Source organism: Streptomyces sp. NPDC058701, assembly GCF_042715295.1.
GTDB lineage: Bacteria > Actinomycetota > Actinomycetes > Streptomycetales > Streptomycetaceae > Streptomyces.
Window position 1 is genome coordinate 199,467 of record NZ_JBHXSY010000004.1, and the last position, 13,213, is coordinate 212,679.

The 13,213-nt window shown below is 73.4% G+C and carries 13 protein-coding genes; 8 read left to right on the forward strand and 5 right to left on the reverse strand.

The annotated features are described in order from the left end of the window. The first annotated feature begins 183 nt into the window (after positions 1 to 183). Positions 184 to 894 carry an esterase/lipase family protein gene (locus ACFWW8_RS05800; RefSeq protein WP_386524123.1) on the forward strand — a complete coding sequence of 237 codons (711 nt, stop codon included), beginning with the start codon at positions 184 to 186 and terminating at the stop codon, positions 892 to 894. 51 nt (positions 895 to 945) lie between these two features. On the opposite strand, the gene ACFWW8_RS05805 is transcribed toward ACFWW8_RS05800, so the two are convergent. Further along, positions 946 to 1,533: a hypothetical protein gene (locus tag ACFWW8_RS05805; protein WP_386524126.1), complete on the reverse strand. Its 588-nt coding sequence runs from the start codon at positions 1,531 to 1,533 to the stop codon at positions 946 to 948. Between the two features lie 78 nt (positions 1,534 to 1,611). On the opposite strand from ACFWW8_RS05805, the gene ACFWW8_RS05810 reads away from it, so the two are divergent. Then, positions 1,612 to 2,409: a hypothetical protein gene (locus ACFWW8_RS05810; RefSeq protein WP_386524128.1), complete on the forward strand. Its 798-nt coding sequence runs from the start codon at positions 1,612 to 1,614 to the stop codon at positions 2,407 to 2,409. Positions 2,410 to 2,425: 16 nt separating this feature from the next. Here ACFWW8_RS05810 and ACFWW8_RS05815 read toward each other — a convergent pair whose 3' ends face one another. Further along, positions 2,426 to 2,848 carry a MarR family winged helix-turn-helix transcriptional regulator gene (locus tag ACFWW8_RS05815; RefSeq protein WP_386524131.1) on the reverse strand — a complete coding sequence of 141 codons (423 nt, stop codon included), beginning with the start codon at positions 2,846 to 2,848 and terminating at the stop codon, positions 2,426 to 2,428. A 94-nt stretch (positions 2,849 to 2,942) separates the two neighbouring features. Here ACFWW8_RS05815 and ACFWW8_RS05820 point away from each other — a divergent pair, with 94 nt between their 5' ends. The 4 genes from ACFWW8_RS05820 to ACFWW8_RS05835 all read left to right on the forward strand — a co-directional run bounded on the left by ACFWW8_RS05820 (position 2,943) and on the right by ACFWW8_RS05835 (position 7,274). Next, positions 2,943 to 3,965: an NADP-dependent oxidoreductase gene (locus ACFWW8_RS05820; protein ID WP_386524133.1), complete on the forward strand. Its 1,023-nt coding sequence runs from the start codon at positions 2,943 to 2,945 to the stop codon at positions 3,963 to 3,965. Positions 3,966 to 4,029: 64 nt separating this feature from the next. Next, on the forward strand, positions 4,030 to 4,452 hold the full coding sequence (locus ACFWW8_RS05825) for an organic hydroperoxide resistance protein (protein WP_386524135.1): 423 nt from the start codon (positions 4,030 to 4,032) through the stop codon (positions 4,450 to 4,452). 98 nt (positions 4,453 to 4,550) lie between these two features. Further along, a complete protein-coding gene (locus tag ACFWW8_RS05830; protein WP_386524137.1) occupies positions 4,551 to 5,378 on the forward strand; it encodes an EI24 domain-containing protein in 828 nt (275 codons plus the stop codon). A 342-nt stretch (positions 5,379 to 5,720) separates the two neighbouring features. After that, a complete protein-coding gene (locus ACFWW8_RS05835) occupies positions 5,721 to 7,274 on the forward strand; it encodes an alpha/beta hydrolase (RefSeq protein ID WP_386524140.1) in 1,554 nt (517 codons plus the stop codon). A 133-nt stretch (positions 7,275 to 7,407) separates the two neighbouring features. On the opposite strand, the gene ACFWW8_RS05840 is transcribed toward ACFWW8_RS05835, so the two are convergent. Next, entirely contained in the window at positions 7,408 to 8,313 is a 906-nt protein-coding gene (locus ACFWW8_RS05840; protein WP_386524142.1) for an NAD(P)-dependent oxidoreductase, read from the reverse strand. A gap of 96 nt (positions 8,314 to 8,409) precedes the next feature. Here ACFWW8_RS05840 and ACFWW8_RS05845 point away from each other — a divergent pair, with 96 nt between their 5' ends. After that, the gene (locus ACFWW8_RS05845) at positions 8,410 to 8,745 is read left to right on the forward strand and encodes a winged helix-turn-helix transcriptional regulator (protein WP_386524144.1); all 336 of its coding nucleotides are present in this window, start codon (positions 8,410 to 8,412) and stop codon (positions 8,743 to 8,745) included. A gap of 103 nt (positions 8,746 to 8,848) precedes the next feature. Here ACFWW8_RS05845 and ACFWW8_RS05850 read toward each other — a convergent pair whose 3' ends face one another. Then, positions 8,849 to 9,439 carry a TetR/AcrR family transcriptional regulator gene (locus ACFWW8_RS05850; RefSeq protein ID WP_386524147.1) on the reverse strand — a complete coding sequence of 197 codons (591 nt, stop codon included), beginning with the start codon at positions 9,437 to 9,439 and terminating at the stop codon, positions 8,849 to 8,851. Positions 9,440 to 9,586: 147 nt separating this feature from the next. Here ACFWW8_RS05850 and ACFWW8_RS05855 point away from each other — a divergent pair, with 147 nt between their 5' ends. Continuing rightward, positions 9,587 to 12,097: a glycoside hydrolase family 3 protein gene (locus tag ACFWW8_RS05855; protein ID WP_386524149.1), complete on the forward strand. Its 2,511-nt coding sequence runs from the start codon at positions 9,587 to 9,589 to the stop codon at positions 12,095 to 12,097. A gap of 96 nt (positions 12,098 to 12,193) precedes the next feature. Here ACFWW8_RS05855 and ACFWW8_RS05860 read toward each other — a convergent pair whose 3' ends face one another. Continuing rightward, the gene (locus ACFWW8_RS05860; RefSeq protein ID WP_386524151.1) at positions 12,194 to 13,084 is read right to left on the reverse strand and encodes an SGNH/GDSL hydrolase family protein; all 891 of its coding nucleotides are present in this window, start codon (positions 13,082 to 13,084) and stop codon (positions 12,194 to 12,196) included. Positions 13,085 to 13,213 lie beyond the last annotated feature (129 nt).

Below are 13,213 nucleotides of genomic sequence, written 5' to 3' on the forward strand. Positions count from 1 at the left end.
AGAAGACCGGCGGACCGCCGATCACTTTTCACATCATCCCGGGCATCTGGGGTGAACCGCCTGTTGGGCTGCTCCGGCCGGGGGTGCCGGGTGCCTGCACGGGGGTGGATTTCTGTACCGACAGACAGCACCATGCGCGCACCGCACGCACTACTCGTGCGTAACAAGGTAAAGGGGGATCCCATGCTGACGGCCCGCCAGAGACTGCTGGCACTTCTGACGCTCTGCCTGGCGCTGCTGGCACCCTTCCCGGCCCATGCCGCCGACCGGGGGACCGGGGGCGCGGCCGGCCAGGCGGCGCCGCGCAATCCGGTGGTCTTCGTACACGGTTACAACGCCGATCCCGGCGTCTGGGGTTCCCTGCGCGAGGATCTGCGCGCCGCCGGGTACGCCGACTCGGAGCTCTTCTCGTGGGGTTACGACACGCACCGGTCCGTCAACGAGGTCCTCTCCGGCCGGCTCGGCGCGTACGTCGACGAGGTCCGCCGGCAGACCGGCGCGGCCCGCGTCGACGTCGTCGCGCACTCCTTTGGCTCGCTCGTGAGCCGCTGGTACGTGAAGTTCGGGGGCGGCGCCGCCACCGTCGACCACTGGGTCTCGCTGGCCGGCCCCAACCGCGGCACCTCCACCGCCTGGGCCTGCGCGCTGTGGGACCAGGCCTGCCGGGACATGACGCCCGGTTCGTACGTGGTGAAGAACCTGAACGCCGGGGACGAGACCCCGGGCGCCGTGAAGTACGCGACGTTCTGGTCCCCGTGCGACGAGATCGTGAACCCGGACGACAGCGTCCCGCTCACCGGAGCCGCCAACACACAGGTCGGCTGCATCGAGCACAACGACCTGCTGGGCGACGACGCCACCTCGGCGGGCGTACGGGCCTTCCTCGCCTCCTAGGCCGTCTCCTTCGGAACGTGCCGGGTCCGAAAGAGACGGCCCAGCCGGTGTCTAGCCGGGTGTGCCCTCGAACCCGACCCGCTGGAGCAGGCCGTACGTGAACTCCGCCACGCAGGGCCGGCCCGCGGCGGCGAACGCGAGGCGCCAGCGGGTCGGCGCGGTGCCCTCCATCGGCCGCGCCGGCGCGAAGGCCCGCGCCACCTCGTCCACCGTCGCCGACCAGGGCAGCAGGTCGTCCGCCGACTCCAGTAGGGGACCGGCCGCGCCGGGGGCCCGGACCAGCCACTCGTTCCACACCGCCCCGTCCGGCGCGGCCAGCACCTCGAACCGCAGGTCGGGCCAGAGCGGCACGGGCCACAGGAGGGCCTCGCACTCCAGATCGCCGATCTTCCGGCGCTCGGCGGACTCCGCCGGTCCCAGCACCGAGCGGTACCGGGCCAGGGCCCCGCGCGAGCGCGGCGAGCGGACCATGGCCTGCCAGCGCTTGTTGGCCTCGCGCTGGTCCGCGAGCGAGGCCCCCAGCCGGTGCCGGGCCCGGTCGGCGAGGTCGGGCTGGAAGTCGGCCATCCGGCGCAGCAGCACGAGCTGGAAGGCTTCCGGCCCGAAGGGCTCAGGGCGTCCGGACGGGGTCGCTGTCATGGAGGCCACGATTCCACACAGGATCCTTACGTTCCCGCGTTACGGATGTGGCCGGTGAGCGCATAGCCTGCGGGCGCCATGAACTACTGCCACGCCTGCCGGAGGCACCTCAACGGCGCACTGGCGTGCGCCGGGTGCGGAACCCCGGCCGAATACCTCGTCCCCGCCGCCCCCGTCCCGCCGGGCGCCCCGGGAGGTCCCGCCCCGTTCGCCGCGGATCCGGATCCGGGTCCGGCCCGGGGCCCCGGCGGTCCGTACGCGCCCGTGGACGTCGACGCGGACTCCCTCGTCGTCCTGTCGGCGCCGAACGAGCGCCGCCCCGGCGCCCGGCGCCGCTCCGCGCACCGCAGGCGCCGCCGGACCGTGCTGAACGTCGGGCTCGGGCTGCTGCTCGCGACCGGCGGCGCGCTCGCGGTGGTCCGGCTGGCGACCGACGGGGAGCGCAGCGACCGCGCCTCCACCGTGGTGCTGACCGACGACTCGGCGCCCGGCGTGCCCGTGCCCGCCCCGAGCGCGCCGTCCGCGGTGGCGCCCCCGTCGGGGGCGCCGGGCCGGGCCACCGCATCGGCGAAGGCCGCCGGCGGGGCGACGAAGACGGCCGGCCCCGCGGCGCCCTCCGCGAGCGCGGCGAAGCCGGGTCCGGCGTCGTCGGCGCCCGCGCCCGCTCCGACCGGGCCGTCCTCCGGGACCCACGACGCGGGGGTCACCGTAAAGCCGGGGGCGTCCGCGAAGCCGTCGCCCAGCGCCTCCGGGAGCGGGAAACCGCCGAAGACGTCCGCGTCGGCGTCGGCCAAGCCCAAGCCGACGCCGACCCCGAAGCCCACCCCGACGAAGACCCCGCAGCCCTGTGACTGGTGGGACTTCACCTGCTGGTGAGCCGGGCCGTGAGCCGTCAGCCCAGCATCCGCTTGAGCAGGTCCCGCAGGGCCGTCCGCTCCTGCGCCGACAGCCCCGCCAGGGGCTCGCGCGCGAAGTCCAGGGACTCGCGCAGCCGGTCGGCCGTCTGGAGGCCCTCCTCGGTGGGGGCGGCGAGCTTGACCCGGCGGTCCGCCGGGTCCGGGCGGCGCTCGACCAGGCCGCGGGTCTCCAGCCGGTCCACGATGCCGGTCACGTTCGAGGGCTCGCACCGCAGCTTCTGCGCGATCCGGCGCATCGGCAGCGGCTCCAGGGCCAGCAGGTTCAGGACCCGGGCCTGGGCGCCCGTGAGCTGGTGGCTGGCTGCCACGTGCTCGTACTCCATGTGGTAGCGGGCCACGACGTCGCCGATGAGTTCGACGACCTCGACGGTCACTGGGTCTGCGCGACGACTGGGCATGGAACCAGCGTACCCATTTACTTGACAACATGAAATATCCAGGCGCATGGTTGTTTCACGTTGTGAAGCATTTCTTCCGCATTCAGGAGTCCCCATGACCGAGATCCCCGCCGTCAGCCGTGAGTGGCACCTCGTCCGTCGCCCGCAGGGCTGGCCCGTCGCCGAGGACTTCGCCCTGCGCGAGGTGCCGGTGTCCGCCGAGCCCGCAGCCGGCCGGATCCTCGTGCGCAACCTCCACATGTCGGTGGACCCGTACATGCGCGGCCGGATGAACGACGTGAAGTCCTACGTACCGCCCTTCCAGCTCGACGAGCCGATGCAGGGCGGGGCCGTCGGCGAGGTCGTCGCCTCCGCGGCCGAGGGCTTCGCCGTCGGCGACCACGTCCTGCACCACCTGGGCTGGCGCGAGTACGCCGACCTCGACGCGAAGCACGCCACCAAGGTCGACGCCGCGCTCGCCCCGCTCTCCGCCTACCTCGGCGTGCTCGGCATGCCGGGCCTCACCGCCTACGCGGGCCTCTTCGAGGTCGCCTCCTTCAAGGAGGGCGACGCCGTCTTCGTCTCCGGCGCGGCGGGCGCGGTCGGCGGCCTCGTCGGCCAGTTCGCGAAGATCAAGGGCGCCTCCCGGGTGATCGGCTCCGCCGGTTCGGACGAGAAGGTGACCCTCCTCACGGAGAAGTACGGCTTCGACGCCGCCTTCAACTACAAGAACGGCCCCGTCGCCGAGCAGCTGCGCGCCGCCGCCCCCGAGGGCATCGACGTCTACTTCGACAACGTCGGCGGCGACCACCTCGAAGCCGCGATCTCCTCCCTCAAGGTGCACGGCCGCGCCACCCTGTGCGGTGCCATCGCCGGCTACAACGACACCGAGGCCGCCCCCGGCCCGCGCAACCTGATGCAGGTCATCGGCAAGCGGCTGCGGCTCCAGGGCATCCTCGTCGGGGACCACGCCGGACTGCAGCAGCAGTTCGTCCAGGACGTGGCCGGCTGGCTGGCCTCGGGCGAGCTGCGCTACGACGAGACGGTCGTCGAGGGCGTCGAGAACGCCACCTCCGCCTTCCTCGGCATGCTGCGCGGAGAGAACACCGGAAAGATGATCGTTTCTTTCACCGGTTAGGCTCACTCCACACCGTCGCGGCCCGTGGGCGCGAGTCGCGGCGATCACCAGGAGGATCCTCTACATGTCCATCCAGCAGTCCGATGTCGCGTACACCGCTGTCGCCACCGCCGAGAACGGCCGTGACGGCCGCGTCGCCACCCACGACGGGCAGCTCGACGTCGTCGTGAACCCGCCGAAGGAGCTCGGCGGCAGCGGCGCCGGCACCAACCCGGAGCAGCTGTTCGCCGCCGGCTACAGCGCCTGCTTCCAGGGCGCCCTGGGCGTCGTCGCGAAGAACGAGAACGCCGACATCTCCGGTTCCACCGTCACCGCCGAGGTCGGCATCGGCAAGAACGACGACGGCTTCGGTCTGATCGTCAAGATCTCCGCCGTCATCCCGAACGTGGACGCCGCCACCGCCAAGGACCTCATCGAGAAGGCCCACCAGGTCTGCCCGTACTCCAAGGCCACCCGCGGCAACATCACCGTCGAGCTCGCCGTCTGAGCCGGCGGATCCCGCTGATCGCACGCCGGAACCGGCGCGCGCACGGCTGAAGGCCGCACCCCCGTCCGGGGGTGCGGCCTTCGCCGTAAACTGACCCCATGCGTGATCTTGCGGGGGGTTTCCGGTATCTGCTGGCCGGCCAGCGATGGGTGTTCGGGCACGGCAGGTGGCTCGGCTTCGGGCTGCTGCCGGGGCTGGTGTCGCTCGTCCTCTACACCGCGGCCCTGATCGGGCTCTCCTACGGCGCCGACGACCTGACGGTATGGGCGACGCCGTTCGCCGACGACTGGACCTCGCCCTGGTCCGGGCTCTTCCGCGGCTTCCTGACCGGCCTGGTCTTCTGTCTGGGTCTGTTCCTGGCGGTCATCACGTTCACCGCCGTGACCCTGCTGATCGGCCAGCCGTTCTACGAATCCCTCTCGGAGCAGGTCGACCGCAGCGAGGGCGGCGACGTGCCCGAGTCCGGTCTCCCGCTCTGGCTGGAGCTGTGGATCTCGGCCCGGGACAGCGTGAAGGTGCTCGGCCGCGTCCTGCTGTACGGCATCCTGCTCTTCGCCCTGGGCTTCGTCCCGGTGATCGGCCAGACGGTGGTCCCGTTCCTCGGGTTCTGCGTCTCCGGCTACTTCCTGACCCAGGAGCTCACCGCCGTCGCGCTCCAGCGCCGCAAGGTGGACCTGGCGGAGCGGCTCGTCATGCTGCGGGCGCGGCGGATGATGGTGCTCGGCTTCGGCGTGCCGCTGGTGCTGTCCTTCCTGGTGCCGCTGGTCGCCGTGTTCCTGATGCCGGGCGCGGTCGCCGGGGCCACGCTGATGGCACGCGACCTGATGGGCGACTCCGGCGCCGACACGCCGGAGCACCAGGCGGCCGCGCAGCCGGCGGCGCCCACCGTCCCGCCCACGGGCTTCGGACCGCCGCCGGTGTACTAGGCCTTGGTCGCGGCCCGCGAGCGGCGAGCAAGAACGGCGCCACCCGCACGAAGCCGAAGCGGCGCAACACCGTCGTACGGCGCGAGGGCCGCGAGCTGCCCGGACCGGACAGCGCGAACAGCCGGATGATGCCGAGGCACGGCATGGTCGCCCCGGCCGTCGGCGGAAGCGTCCTTGTCCGGGTCATGTGCGCGGCAGGGCCGTGAGCGTGCGCAAGGGGGCCGCGGTGGCGGCCGGCGTGGTGATCAGACCACAGGATGACGCTTTCGCACCCGGCCCCCACATAGCTTCGACGGCGTGCCGCGGTACGCCGTGGTGGGCGGGGGAGGAGGGGAGTTCAGGGTGCGTGGACGTCTGGGGGCCACCGTCGGGGCCGCACTGCTGGCGTGGGCGAGCGTCGCCGTGCTGGGTGCGCAGCCCGCTGCCGGTAGTGGGGCGGGCAGCCCGTCAGGGGACGGCGCGCCCGCCTCCCTACTCCGCCAGAGCGTCACATGGCAGCGCTGCCAGACCTCGTCGGTGGACGGGGAAGGCGCGGAACTGGACGACGCCGGCGCCCAGTGCGCCGAGGTCACGGTGCCCCTGGACTACAACCGTCCGGGCGGCCCCACCGTCAAGGTGGCGCTGTCACGACTGAAGGCCACCGGACCGGGACAGCGGCGGGGGGTCCTGTTCTACAACCCCGGCGGCCCCGGCGTGCCCGCCGTGTACCTCGCGCTCAAGTTCCGGCAGGCCGAGCCTACGGTCGGTGCCCGCTACGACGTGATCGGGATGGACCCCCGCTTCGTCGGGCGGAGCACACCCCTGGACTGTCAGTGGCCCCTGCCCGGCCCCGGTGCCGCCGGGCCGGATCGCGAGGGGTTCGAGCGCAGTGCGGCGCTCTCCCGGGACCTGGCCTCGAACTGCGCCCGCCACCGCGACGTGTTGCCGCACGCCTCCACCCGGAACACGGCACGAGACATGGATACGGTCCGGGCGCTGCTCGGAGAACAGCGGCTGTCCTACGTCGGCTCCTCGTACGGCTCCTATCTGGGACAGGTCTACCTCCAGATGTTCCCCCGCCGTGTGGACCGCGCAGTCCTCGACAGCGCTCTGGACCCCGACCGCTTCGGCCCCGACCTGACGAACACCCAGGGGCCGGCCATGGCCGCCGCCCTGGAGAACTGGGCGGTCTGGGCGGCCCGCCGGCACGACCGTCACCGACTGGGGGCCACGGCTGCGGACGTGCTGGCCTCGGTGCGCGGCATCGGCTCGGCCGTCGACCGGGGCCCGCTGCGGGTCGGCGGTCATCAGGTGGACAGCCGGACGCTGCCCCAGGTGCTGTGGAGCGTCTCGGCCGGGGACGACGAGGCGACGTACGGCGACTTCGCCGCCATGGTCCGTGTGCTCGCCGACGCCGCACGCGGCCTCGACGTCTCCCCGACGCCTCTCCTGGAAGCGGTTTTGACCGGCCTGAGCTCCCCTGACGCCGGCGGAACCGCCGCCGCACAGACGGCGATACTGTGCGCGGACCGCGAGGCTTCCCGTGACCCCGAGACCTACTATCGCGCCATCCAGGCCCACCGCGGTGACGAGCCCGTGTTCGGCTCCTTGATCTACAACCTCACTCCCTGCTCGTTCTGGCTGGCCGCTCCCGCCGAGCCGCCCACCCGGGTCCGCAATGCCGTGCCGGTCCTGATGGTCGGCGCGGACGGCGATCCGGCGGCTGCCTACGAGGGCCAACGACACGCTCACCGGGCCCTCGCAGGGTCCCGTCTGGTCACGCTCCGCGGTGCCTTCCACCACACCGTCTACGCGGGACTCTTCGCCCCCCGGAACGCGTGCGTTGACCGTGCCGTGAACCACTACCTGATCGACGGCATCCTGCCCTCCCGGGACATGAGCTGCCGCAACCCGTAGGCCCCGGTGGGGAACGGTTCTGAGCGAGTGACCGGGCCATGACAGTTCTGTAGCAGTGGGGTCGACGTACACCAGGGCCCTGACCCCGTGCCGGCCCGAGATCCGCCGGGCCCGCAACGTGGTGGGGGCCGCCCTAGGGGGTGCGGAGCCCGGAGCGCAGGAGGGTGATGGCGCCGACCGTGTCCTCTCCGCCGTGGGCCGCCGGGTCGGCGTCCAGCCGGCGCCGCATCAGGTCCAGGTACGGGGCGATCAGCTCCGCGCTGACGCCCTGCTCCCCGGCGGTGCGCAACAGGGTGCCACTGGCCGCGACCTGCATGGCCAGGTTGGACACCACCCCCGTGGTGAGGTCCTGCGAGGTGAGCCGCTCGCCGGCGTTGCCGACGAAGAAACCCATCGCGCCCAGCCATTCGGACAGCAGCGGCGCCAGGTCGTTCGGCGCGATGTCCTCGCCCTCGATCAGCGCGTAGGCGTGCGAGATCCCGGCGAACATCCCGTACATCGCGCTCAACAGCGCCACGTCGTGCAGGGCGGCGTGACCAGGGTCCTCGCCGACGAAGCGGGCGCCGGCCGGGACCTCCAGCGCCGCCCGGTGGTCGTCGAAGAGGGCGCGGGAGCCGCTGTAGAAGACGTAGCCCCCGGCTTCGGGGACGCCGATCATCGTCGGCGTGGCCATGATCCCGCCGTCCACGAACCGGGCCCCGCGTTCCGCGGCCCAGGCGGCCCTGGCGCGGCCCTCGGCGGGGGTGCCCGTGGTGAGGTTGACCAGGTCCCGGCCGGTGAGGTCCACGTCCTCCAGGACGGAGTCGATGCTGGCGTCGTCCAGCAGGCAGAGCACGACCAGGTCGCTCGCGGCGACCGCCCCGGCGGGGTCGGCGGCGACGGTCGCGCCGTCGGCGGCGAGGGCCGTGGCCTTGGCGGCGGTGCGGTTCCAGACGGTGAGGGGGTGCCCGGCGGCGAGCCAGGTGCGGGCGAGGGCGGTGCCCATGTCGCCGAGGCCGAGCAGGGTGAGCGGACGCTTCGTCGTGTGGTTGTCGGTCATGGCGTTTAGCCTGGTGGCAGGCCGTGAGGCGCTCAAGTACGCACTTTGGGGTGGGTGGTTACCCCGAGGTGAGCGAGCAGGTGGGAGGGGTGCGCGATGGCGGTGACGCGAAGGCCCGGCGCGGATCACTGCGGGATCGCCGCGGCGATGTCCGTGATCGACGGGAAGTGGAAGGTGTCGCTCCTGTGGGAGCTGGAACAGCGGCCGCGCCGTTTCGGCGAACTGCGGCGGCTGGTCCCGGGGGTGTCGGAGAAGGTGCTCGCCGCCCAGCTGCGCGAGCTGGAGACCGACGGCATCGTCCACCGCGAGGTGTACGACGAGGTCCCGCCGCGCGTGGAGTACTCCCTGACCCCGCTCGGCCAGGACCTGAACGCGGCCCTGGAGGCGCTGGGGGAGTGGGGCGCCAAGCACCTCCTGCCCGACTCGGCATAGACCGTCCTTTACCGGGTGCCCGTACGCCGCCCGCCCTGCCCGGTTAACGACCCGCTGCTCGGCGTACCGCCGGGACGGCAGGGCCGGGTGCGGGCCGGTCGGCTCAGTCGGGTCGGCGGGCGGGCTCCGGGCCCCGCAACAGGGTCAGGAACGCGCGGAACGCCGCGGGCATGTCCACCGACTCAGGCGCCAGCAGCCATTGGTACTGCAGGCCGTCCATCACCGCCGTGAGCAGCGGGGCGGCCTGATCCGGGGTCAGACCCGAGGGGAGCCGGTCGCCGAACTCGGCGCGCAGCACCGCGGCCATCTCGGAGCGGACCTGCGCGTACCGCACGGTGAAGAACCCACGCGCCGGGTGCCCGTCGGTCACGCTCTCGCCCAGCAGGGCCGAGAAGGTCTGCACGATGCCCGGGCGCATGGCGTTGTACTCCACCAGCGACGCCAGCAGGTCCAGGCGCCAGGCCTCAGCCGAGGCGCGCGAGCCACCGCCGGTGTCCCACCGGTCGCGCTCCTCCAGGACCGCGACCAGCAGGGCCTCCTTGGTCGGGAAGTGGTGCAGCAGTCCCTGCTGGGTCAGGCCCACGCGCTCCGCCACCGCGGCCAGGGACGCGCCCCGGTAGCCGCGCTCCGCGATCACCTCGACGGCCGCGCGGACGATCTCCCCGCGCCGTTCCTCGCTCCTCGCCCTGGCCATCGCCGGTCCCTCTCCTCGCTCACAGCCGCCAGCAGGACCGTACGCCATGCGAACATCACGAATGCATCACGAACCCTACCGTTCACCAGGCATCGGGTCCACGATGGGGCGCACCGCACTCACCGCACTTGACGAGGAGGCACGGCCGTGACCGATGCCGATCAGGCCCGCGACGACCAGACCCGCGACGACCAAGCCCGCGACGACCAAGCCCGCGAAGACGCCGTGGAGGCGGCGCTCGGCAAGCTGGACCTGGACACCAAGACCCGCCTCCTGGCCGGCCAGGACATGTGGTCCCTGCCGGCCCTTCCCCAGATCGGGCTGCAGTCCCTGGTCATGTCCGACGGCCCCATCGGGGTGCGCGGCGTGCGCTGGACCGCCGACGACCCCTCCGTCGCCCTGCCGTCCCCGACGGCGCTCGCCGCCGCCTGGGACCCCGCGCTCGCCCGCCGTGCCGGCCGGCTCCTCGCCCAGGAGGCGCGCCGCAAGGGCGTCCACGTCCTCCTCGCGCCCACCGTGAACCTGCACCGCTCCCCGCTCGGCGGCCGGCACTTCGAGTGCTACTCCGAGGACCCGTACCTGACCGGGGCGGTCGGCAGCGGCTACGTGAAGGGCGTCCAGGACGGCGGCGTCGGCACCACCGTCAAGCACTTCGCCGGCAACGAGTCGGAGACCGAGCGGTTCACCGTCGACTGCGTCATCGCCCCGCGCCCGCTGCGCGAGCTGTACCTGGCCCCGTTCGAGGCCATCGTCGAGAACGCGCACCCCTGGGGCATCATGACCTCCTACAACCGGGTGAACGGCACCTCGATGACCGAGAACCGGTTGCTGGTGAACGAAGTCCTGCGCGACGAGTGGGGCTTCGACGGCTGCAACGTCTCCGACTGGATGGCGGCCCGCTCCACCACCGGCGACATCGGGGGCGGCCTCGACGTCGCCATGCCCGGACCGGCCACCGTCTACGGCCCGCCCCTCGCCGAGGCCGTCCGCGCCGGGGAGGTCCCCGAGTCCGCCGTCGACGCGGCCGTCCGCAACGTCCTGCGCCTCGCCGCCCGCGTCGGCATCCTGGAGGGCGTCCCCGCCGCCGTCGCCGAGCCGCCGTCCGGCATCGACGGCCAGGCCCTGGCCCGGGAGCTCGCCGCCCGCGGTTTCGTGCTCGTACGCAACGAGGACGGTGCCCTCCCGCTCGACGCCTCGGCCGGACGCACCGTGGCCCTCGTCGGAGCCGCCGCCCGTGACGCCCGGGTTCTCGGCGGCGGCTCCGCCACCGTCTTCCCCGAGCGGATCGTCTCCCCTCTGGACGGCCTCACGGCCGCGCTCCCGGACGGGGCCCTTACCTTCGCCGTCGGCGCCGACCCCTCCGACGAACTCGTCCCCGCCGACCAGGGCTTCGGTCTGCGGGCCGTCTGCCGCGACGCCTCCGGCGCCGTCATCGGCGAGGGCACGCTGCCGTCCGGCCAGGTCCAGTGGATCGGCGACGACCTGCCCGCGGGCGCCGCGTACGACACCCTGGCGAGCATCGAGGTCACCGGTACGTTCCTCCCGCGCGAGAGCGGGGAGCACGCCTTCGGCACCCGCGGGCTCGGCGCCTTCACCCTCGCCGTCGGCGGCGAGACCCTGTGGACCGGCGTCCAGGAGATGGGCGACGAGGCCGACCCCTTCGAGGCGTTCTTCGGCGCCCCGAGCGAGCGCGCCCGCACCACCCTCACCGAGGGGGAGCCCGTCGAGGTGTCGCTGACCTACCAGGTCCCCGACATGGCCGCGCTGCCCCTCAAGGCGATCATGTTCTCACTGCTCCACCTCGGCCCGCGGCGCGACGCCGACGCGCTCATCGCCGAGGCCGTGGCGGCCGCGCGCGCCGCGGACACCGCCGTCGTGGTCGTCGCCACCACCGAGCGCGTGGAGTCCGAGGGCTTCGACCGCCGCGACCTGTCCCTCCCCGGCCGCCAGGACGACCTGGTCCGCGCCGTCGCCGCCGCCAACCCGAACACCGTGGTCGTCGTCAACGCGGGTTCCCCGGTGGAGCTCCCGTGGCGCGAGGACGTGGCCGCGGTCCTGCTGACCTGGTTCCCGGGCCAGGAGGGCGGGGCCGCGCTGGCCGACGTGCTCCTGGGCGCCGCGGAGCCCGGCGGGCGGCTCCCCACCACCTGGCCGGCCCGGTTCGCCGACGCGCCCGTCACCGAGGTGCTGCCCGCCGACGGCCGCCTGGAGTACCGCGAGGGACTCTTCGTCGGCTACCGGGCGTACGAGAAGGAGGGCATCGCCCCCGCCTACCCCTTCGGGCACGGCCTCGGCTACACGGACTGGGCGTACGAGTCGCTGGAGGCCACCGCCGACACGGTCCGGGTCCGCGTCACGAACACCGGCGCCCGGCCCGGCCGCGAGGTCGTCCAGATCTACCTGGCGCCCCGGGACGGCACGGACGACGGCGCCCGGAGCGCGGCCGTGGAGCGGCCGGCGAGCTGGCTGGCCGCCTTCGCGGGGGTCGAGGCGGGTCCCGGCGAGAGCGTCGAGGTCGAGATCGGCCTGCCCGCCCGGGCCTTCGAGGTCTGGGACGAGACCGCCCGCGGCTGGCAGCGGATCGGCGGCGCCTACGAGGTCCGGGCGAGCCACGCCCACGGCGACACCCGGCTGACGGCCGTGCTCGACCTCGCATGACGCGCCGGCGCGACACGCCCTAGTCCGGATCGGCCGGAACACACCCGAGAACCGGACCGGGAGCGGGCCCTGACACCCGCTCCCGGTCCCTCCGCGTCAGCGCGGCGGCTCGGCCGCCGTGACCTGGCGGTGCGCCAGTTCCGCGAGCCGCGCCTGTCCCTCCCGCCCCGGGTGGAACCAGTCCCAGCGGCTCAACTGCTGGGCGTCGAAGGGGTACTGGAACACCGCCCCGCCGTCGTAGCGGCACAGCGGGTCCTTCGCGCAGACCTCGCGCAGCACCTCGTTGTACTCGACCACCCGCGCCCGCACCTGCTCGCGCCGGGCGGTCGCCCCCGCGGCCCCCGACAGGGGGTCGGCGAGCATCGACTGACAGATCCCGAGCTTCCAGACCTGGCGGACCATCGGGAGGTCCTTGCCCTGCTCCCACAGCCGCTGGAGGTCCGGCACGCTGGAGACGTACACCTGGGAGTCGGGCGAAGCGGCCCGCAGCCCGCCGAGCGCCTGCTCGAAACCGGACCGGAAATCCGCCACCGACGTCATCGAGGAAACCGTCGGACGGCAGGCGTCGTTGGAACCCACCATCACCGTGACCAGGCCGGGCTTGTGTGCGGCGGCCTCGGCGAGCTGTCCCGGCAGGTCCGCCATCCGGGAGCCCGTCACCGCGTGGTTCCAGCTGCGGGTGGGCGCCTGCGCCTCCCCGAGCAGCCGGGTGGCCAGCGAGCGGACCGCGGGGTCGTTCCCGGTGGCCCAGGACACCTCCGGGCAGTCGGCCAGGACCGAACAGGCGTCGAAACCGCGCGTGATGGAGTCGCCCACGGCCGCGATCGAGGCGGGCGCCGTGTTCCAGCGCGGCGCGGACTGCGCCCCCCGCTCGCCCCCGCCCCCCGACCCGCCCGGGCCGCACCCGGTCGCCATCCCGCCCAGCAGGACCACCACCGCTCCCGCGAGGGTCCGGCGCGCGCGGCGGCGCGGAGCGGTGGTGCGCATGGGTGGGTCCCTCCTCGTCGCCCCCGGTTCCCCCGGGACGTCCTGCTGAGTGAATGCTCTGTGATGGCCGGCCTTGGAGCGACCGTACGTCACACCGGGACCCCTGACGCACGGTAGCTTTTTCCCGTG

Bases quoted from the DNA above. Each gene is read 5' to 3' on its own strand.
- ACFWW8_RS05810 (WP_386524128.1), top strand. From the start codon at position 1,612: ATGAACTACTGCCACGCCTGCCGGAGGCACCTCAACGGCGCACTGGCG.
- ACFWW8_RS05845 (WP_386524144.1), top strand. From the start codon at position 8,410: ATGGCGGTGACGCGAAGGCCCGGCGCGGATCACTGCGGGATCGCCGCG.
- ACFWW8_RS05820 (WP_386524133.1), top strand. From the start codon at position 2,943: ATGACCGAGATCCCCGCCGTCAGCCGTGAGTGGCACCTCGTCCGTCGC.
- ACFWW8_RS05825 (WP_386524135.1), top strand. From the start codon at position 4,030: ATGTCCATCCAGCAGTCCGATGTCGCGTACACCGCTGTCGCCACCGCC.
- ACFWW8_RS05805 (WP_386524126.1), bottom strand. From the start codon at position 1,533: ATGACAGCGACCCCGTCCGGACGCCCTGAGCCCTTCGGGCCGGAAGCC.
- ACFWW8_RS05860 (WP_386524151.1), bottom strand. From the start codon at position 13,084: ATGCGCACCACCGCTCCGCGCCGCCGCGCGCGCCGGACCCTCGCGGGA.
- ACFWW8_RS05840 (WP_386524142.1), bottom strand. From the start codon at position 8,313: ATGACCGACAACCACACGACGAAGCGTCCGCTCACCCTGCTCGGCCTC.
- ACFWW8_RS05815 (WP_386524131.1), bottom strand. From the start codon at position 2,848: ATGCCCAGTCGTCGCGCAGACCCAGTGACCGTCGAGGTCGTCGAACTC.
- ACFWW8_RS05830 (WP_386524137.1), top strand. From the start codon at position 4,551: ATGCGTGATCTTGCGGGGGGTTTCCGGTATCTGCTGGCCGGCCAGCGA.
- ACFWW8_RS05800 (WP_386524123.1), top strand. From the start codon at position 184: ATGCTGACGGCCCGCCAGAGACTGCTGGCACTTCTGACGCTCTGCCTG.
- ACFWW8_RS05850 (WP_386524147.1), bottom strand. From the start codon at position 9,439: ATGGCCAGGGCGAGGAGCGAGGAACGGCGCGGGGAGATCGTCCGCGCG.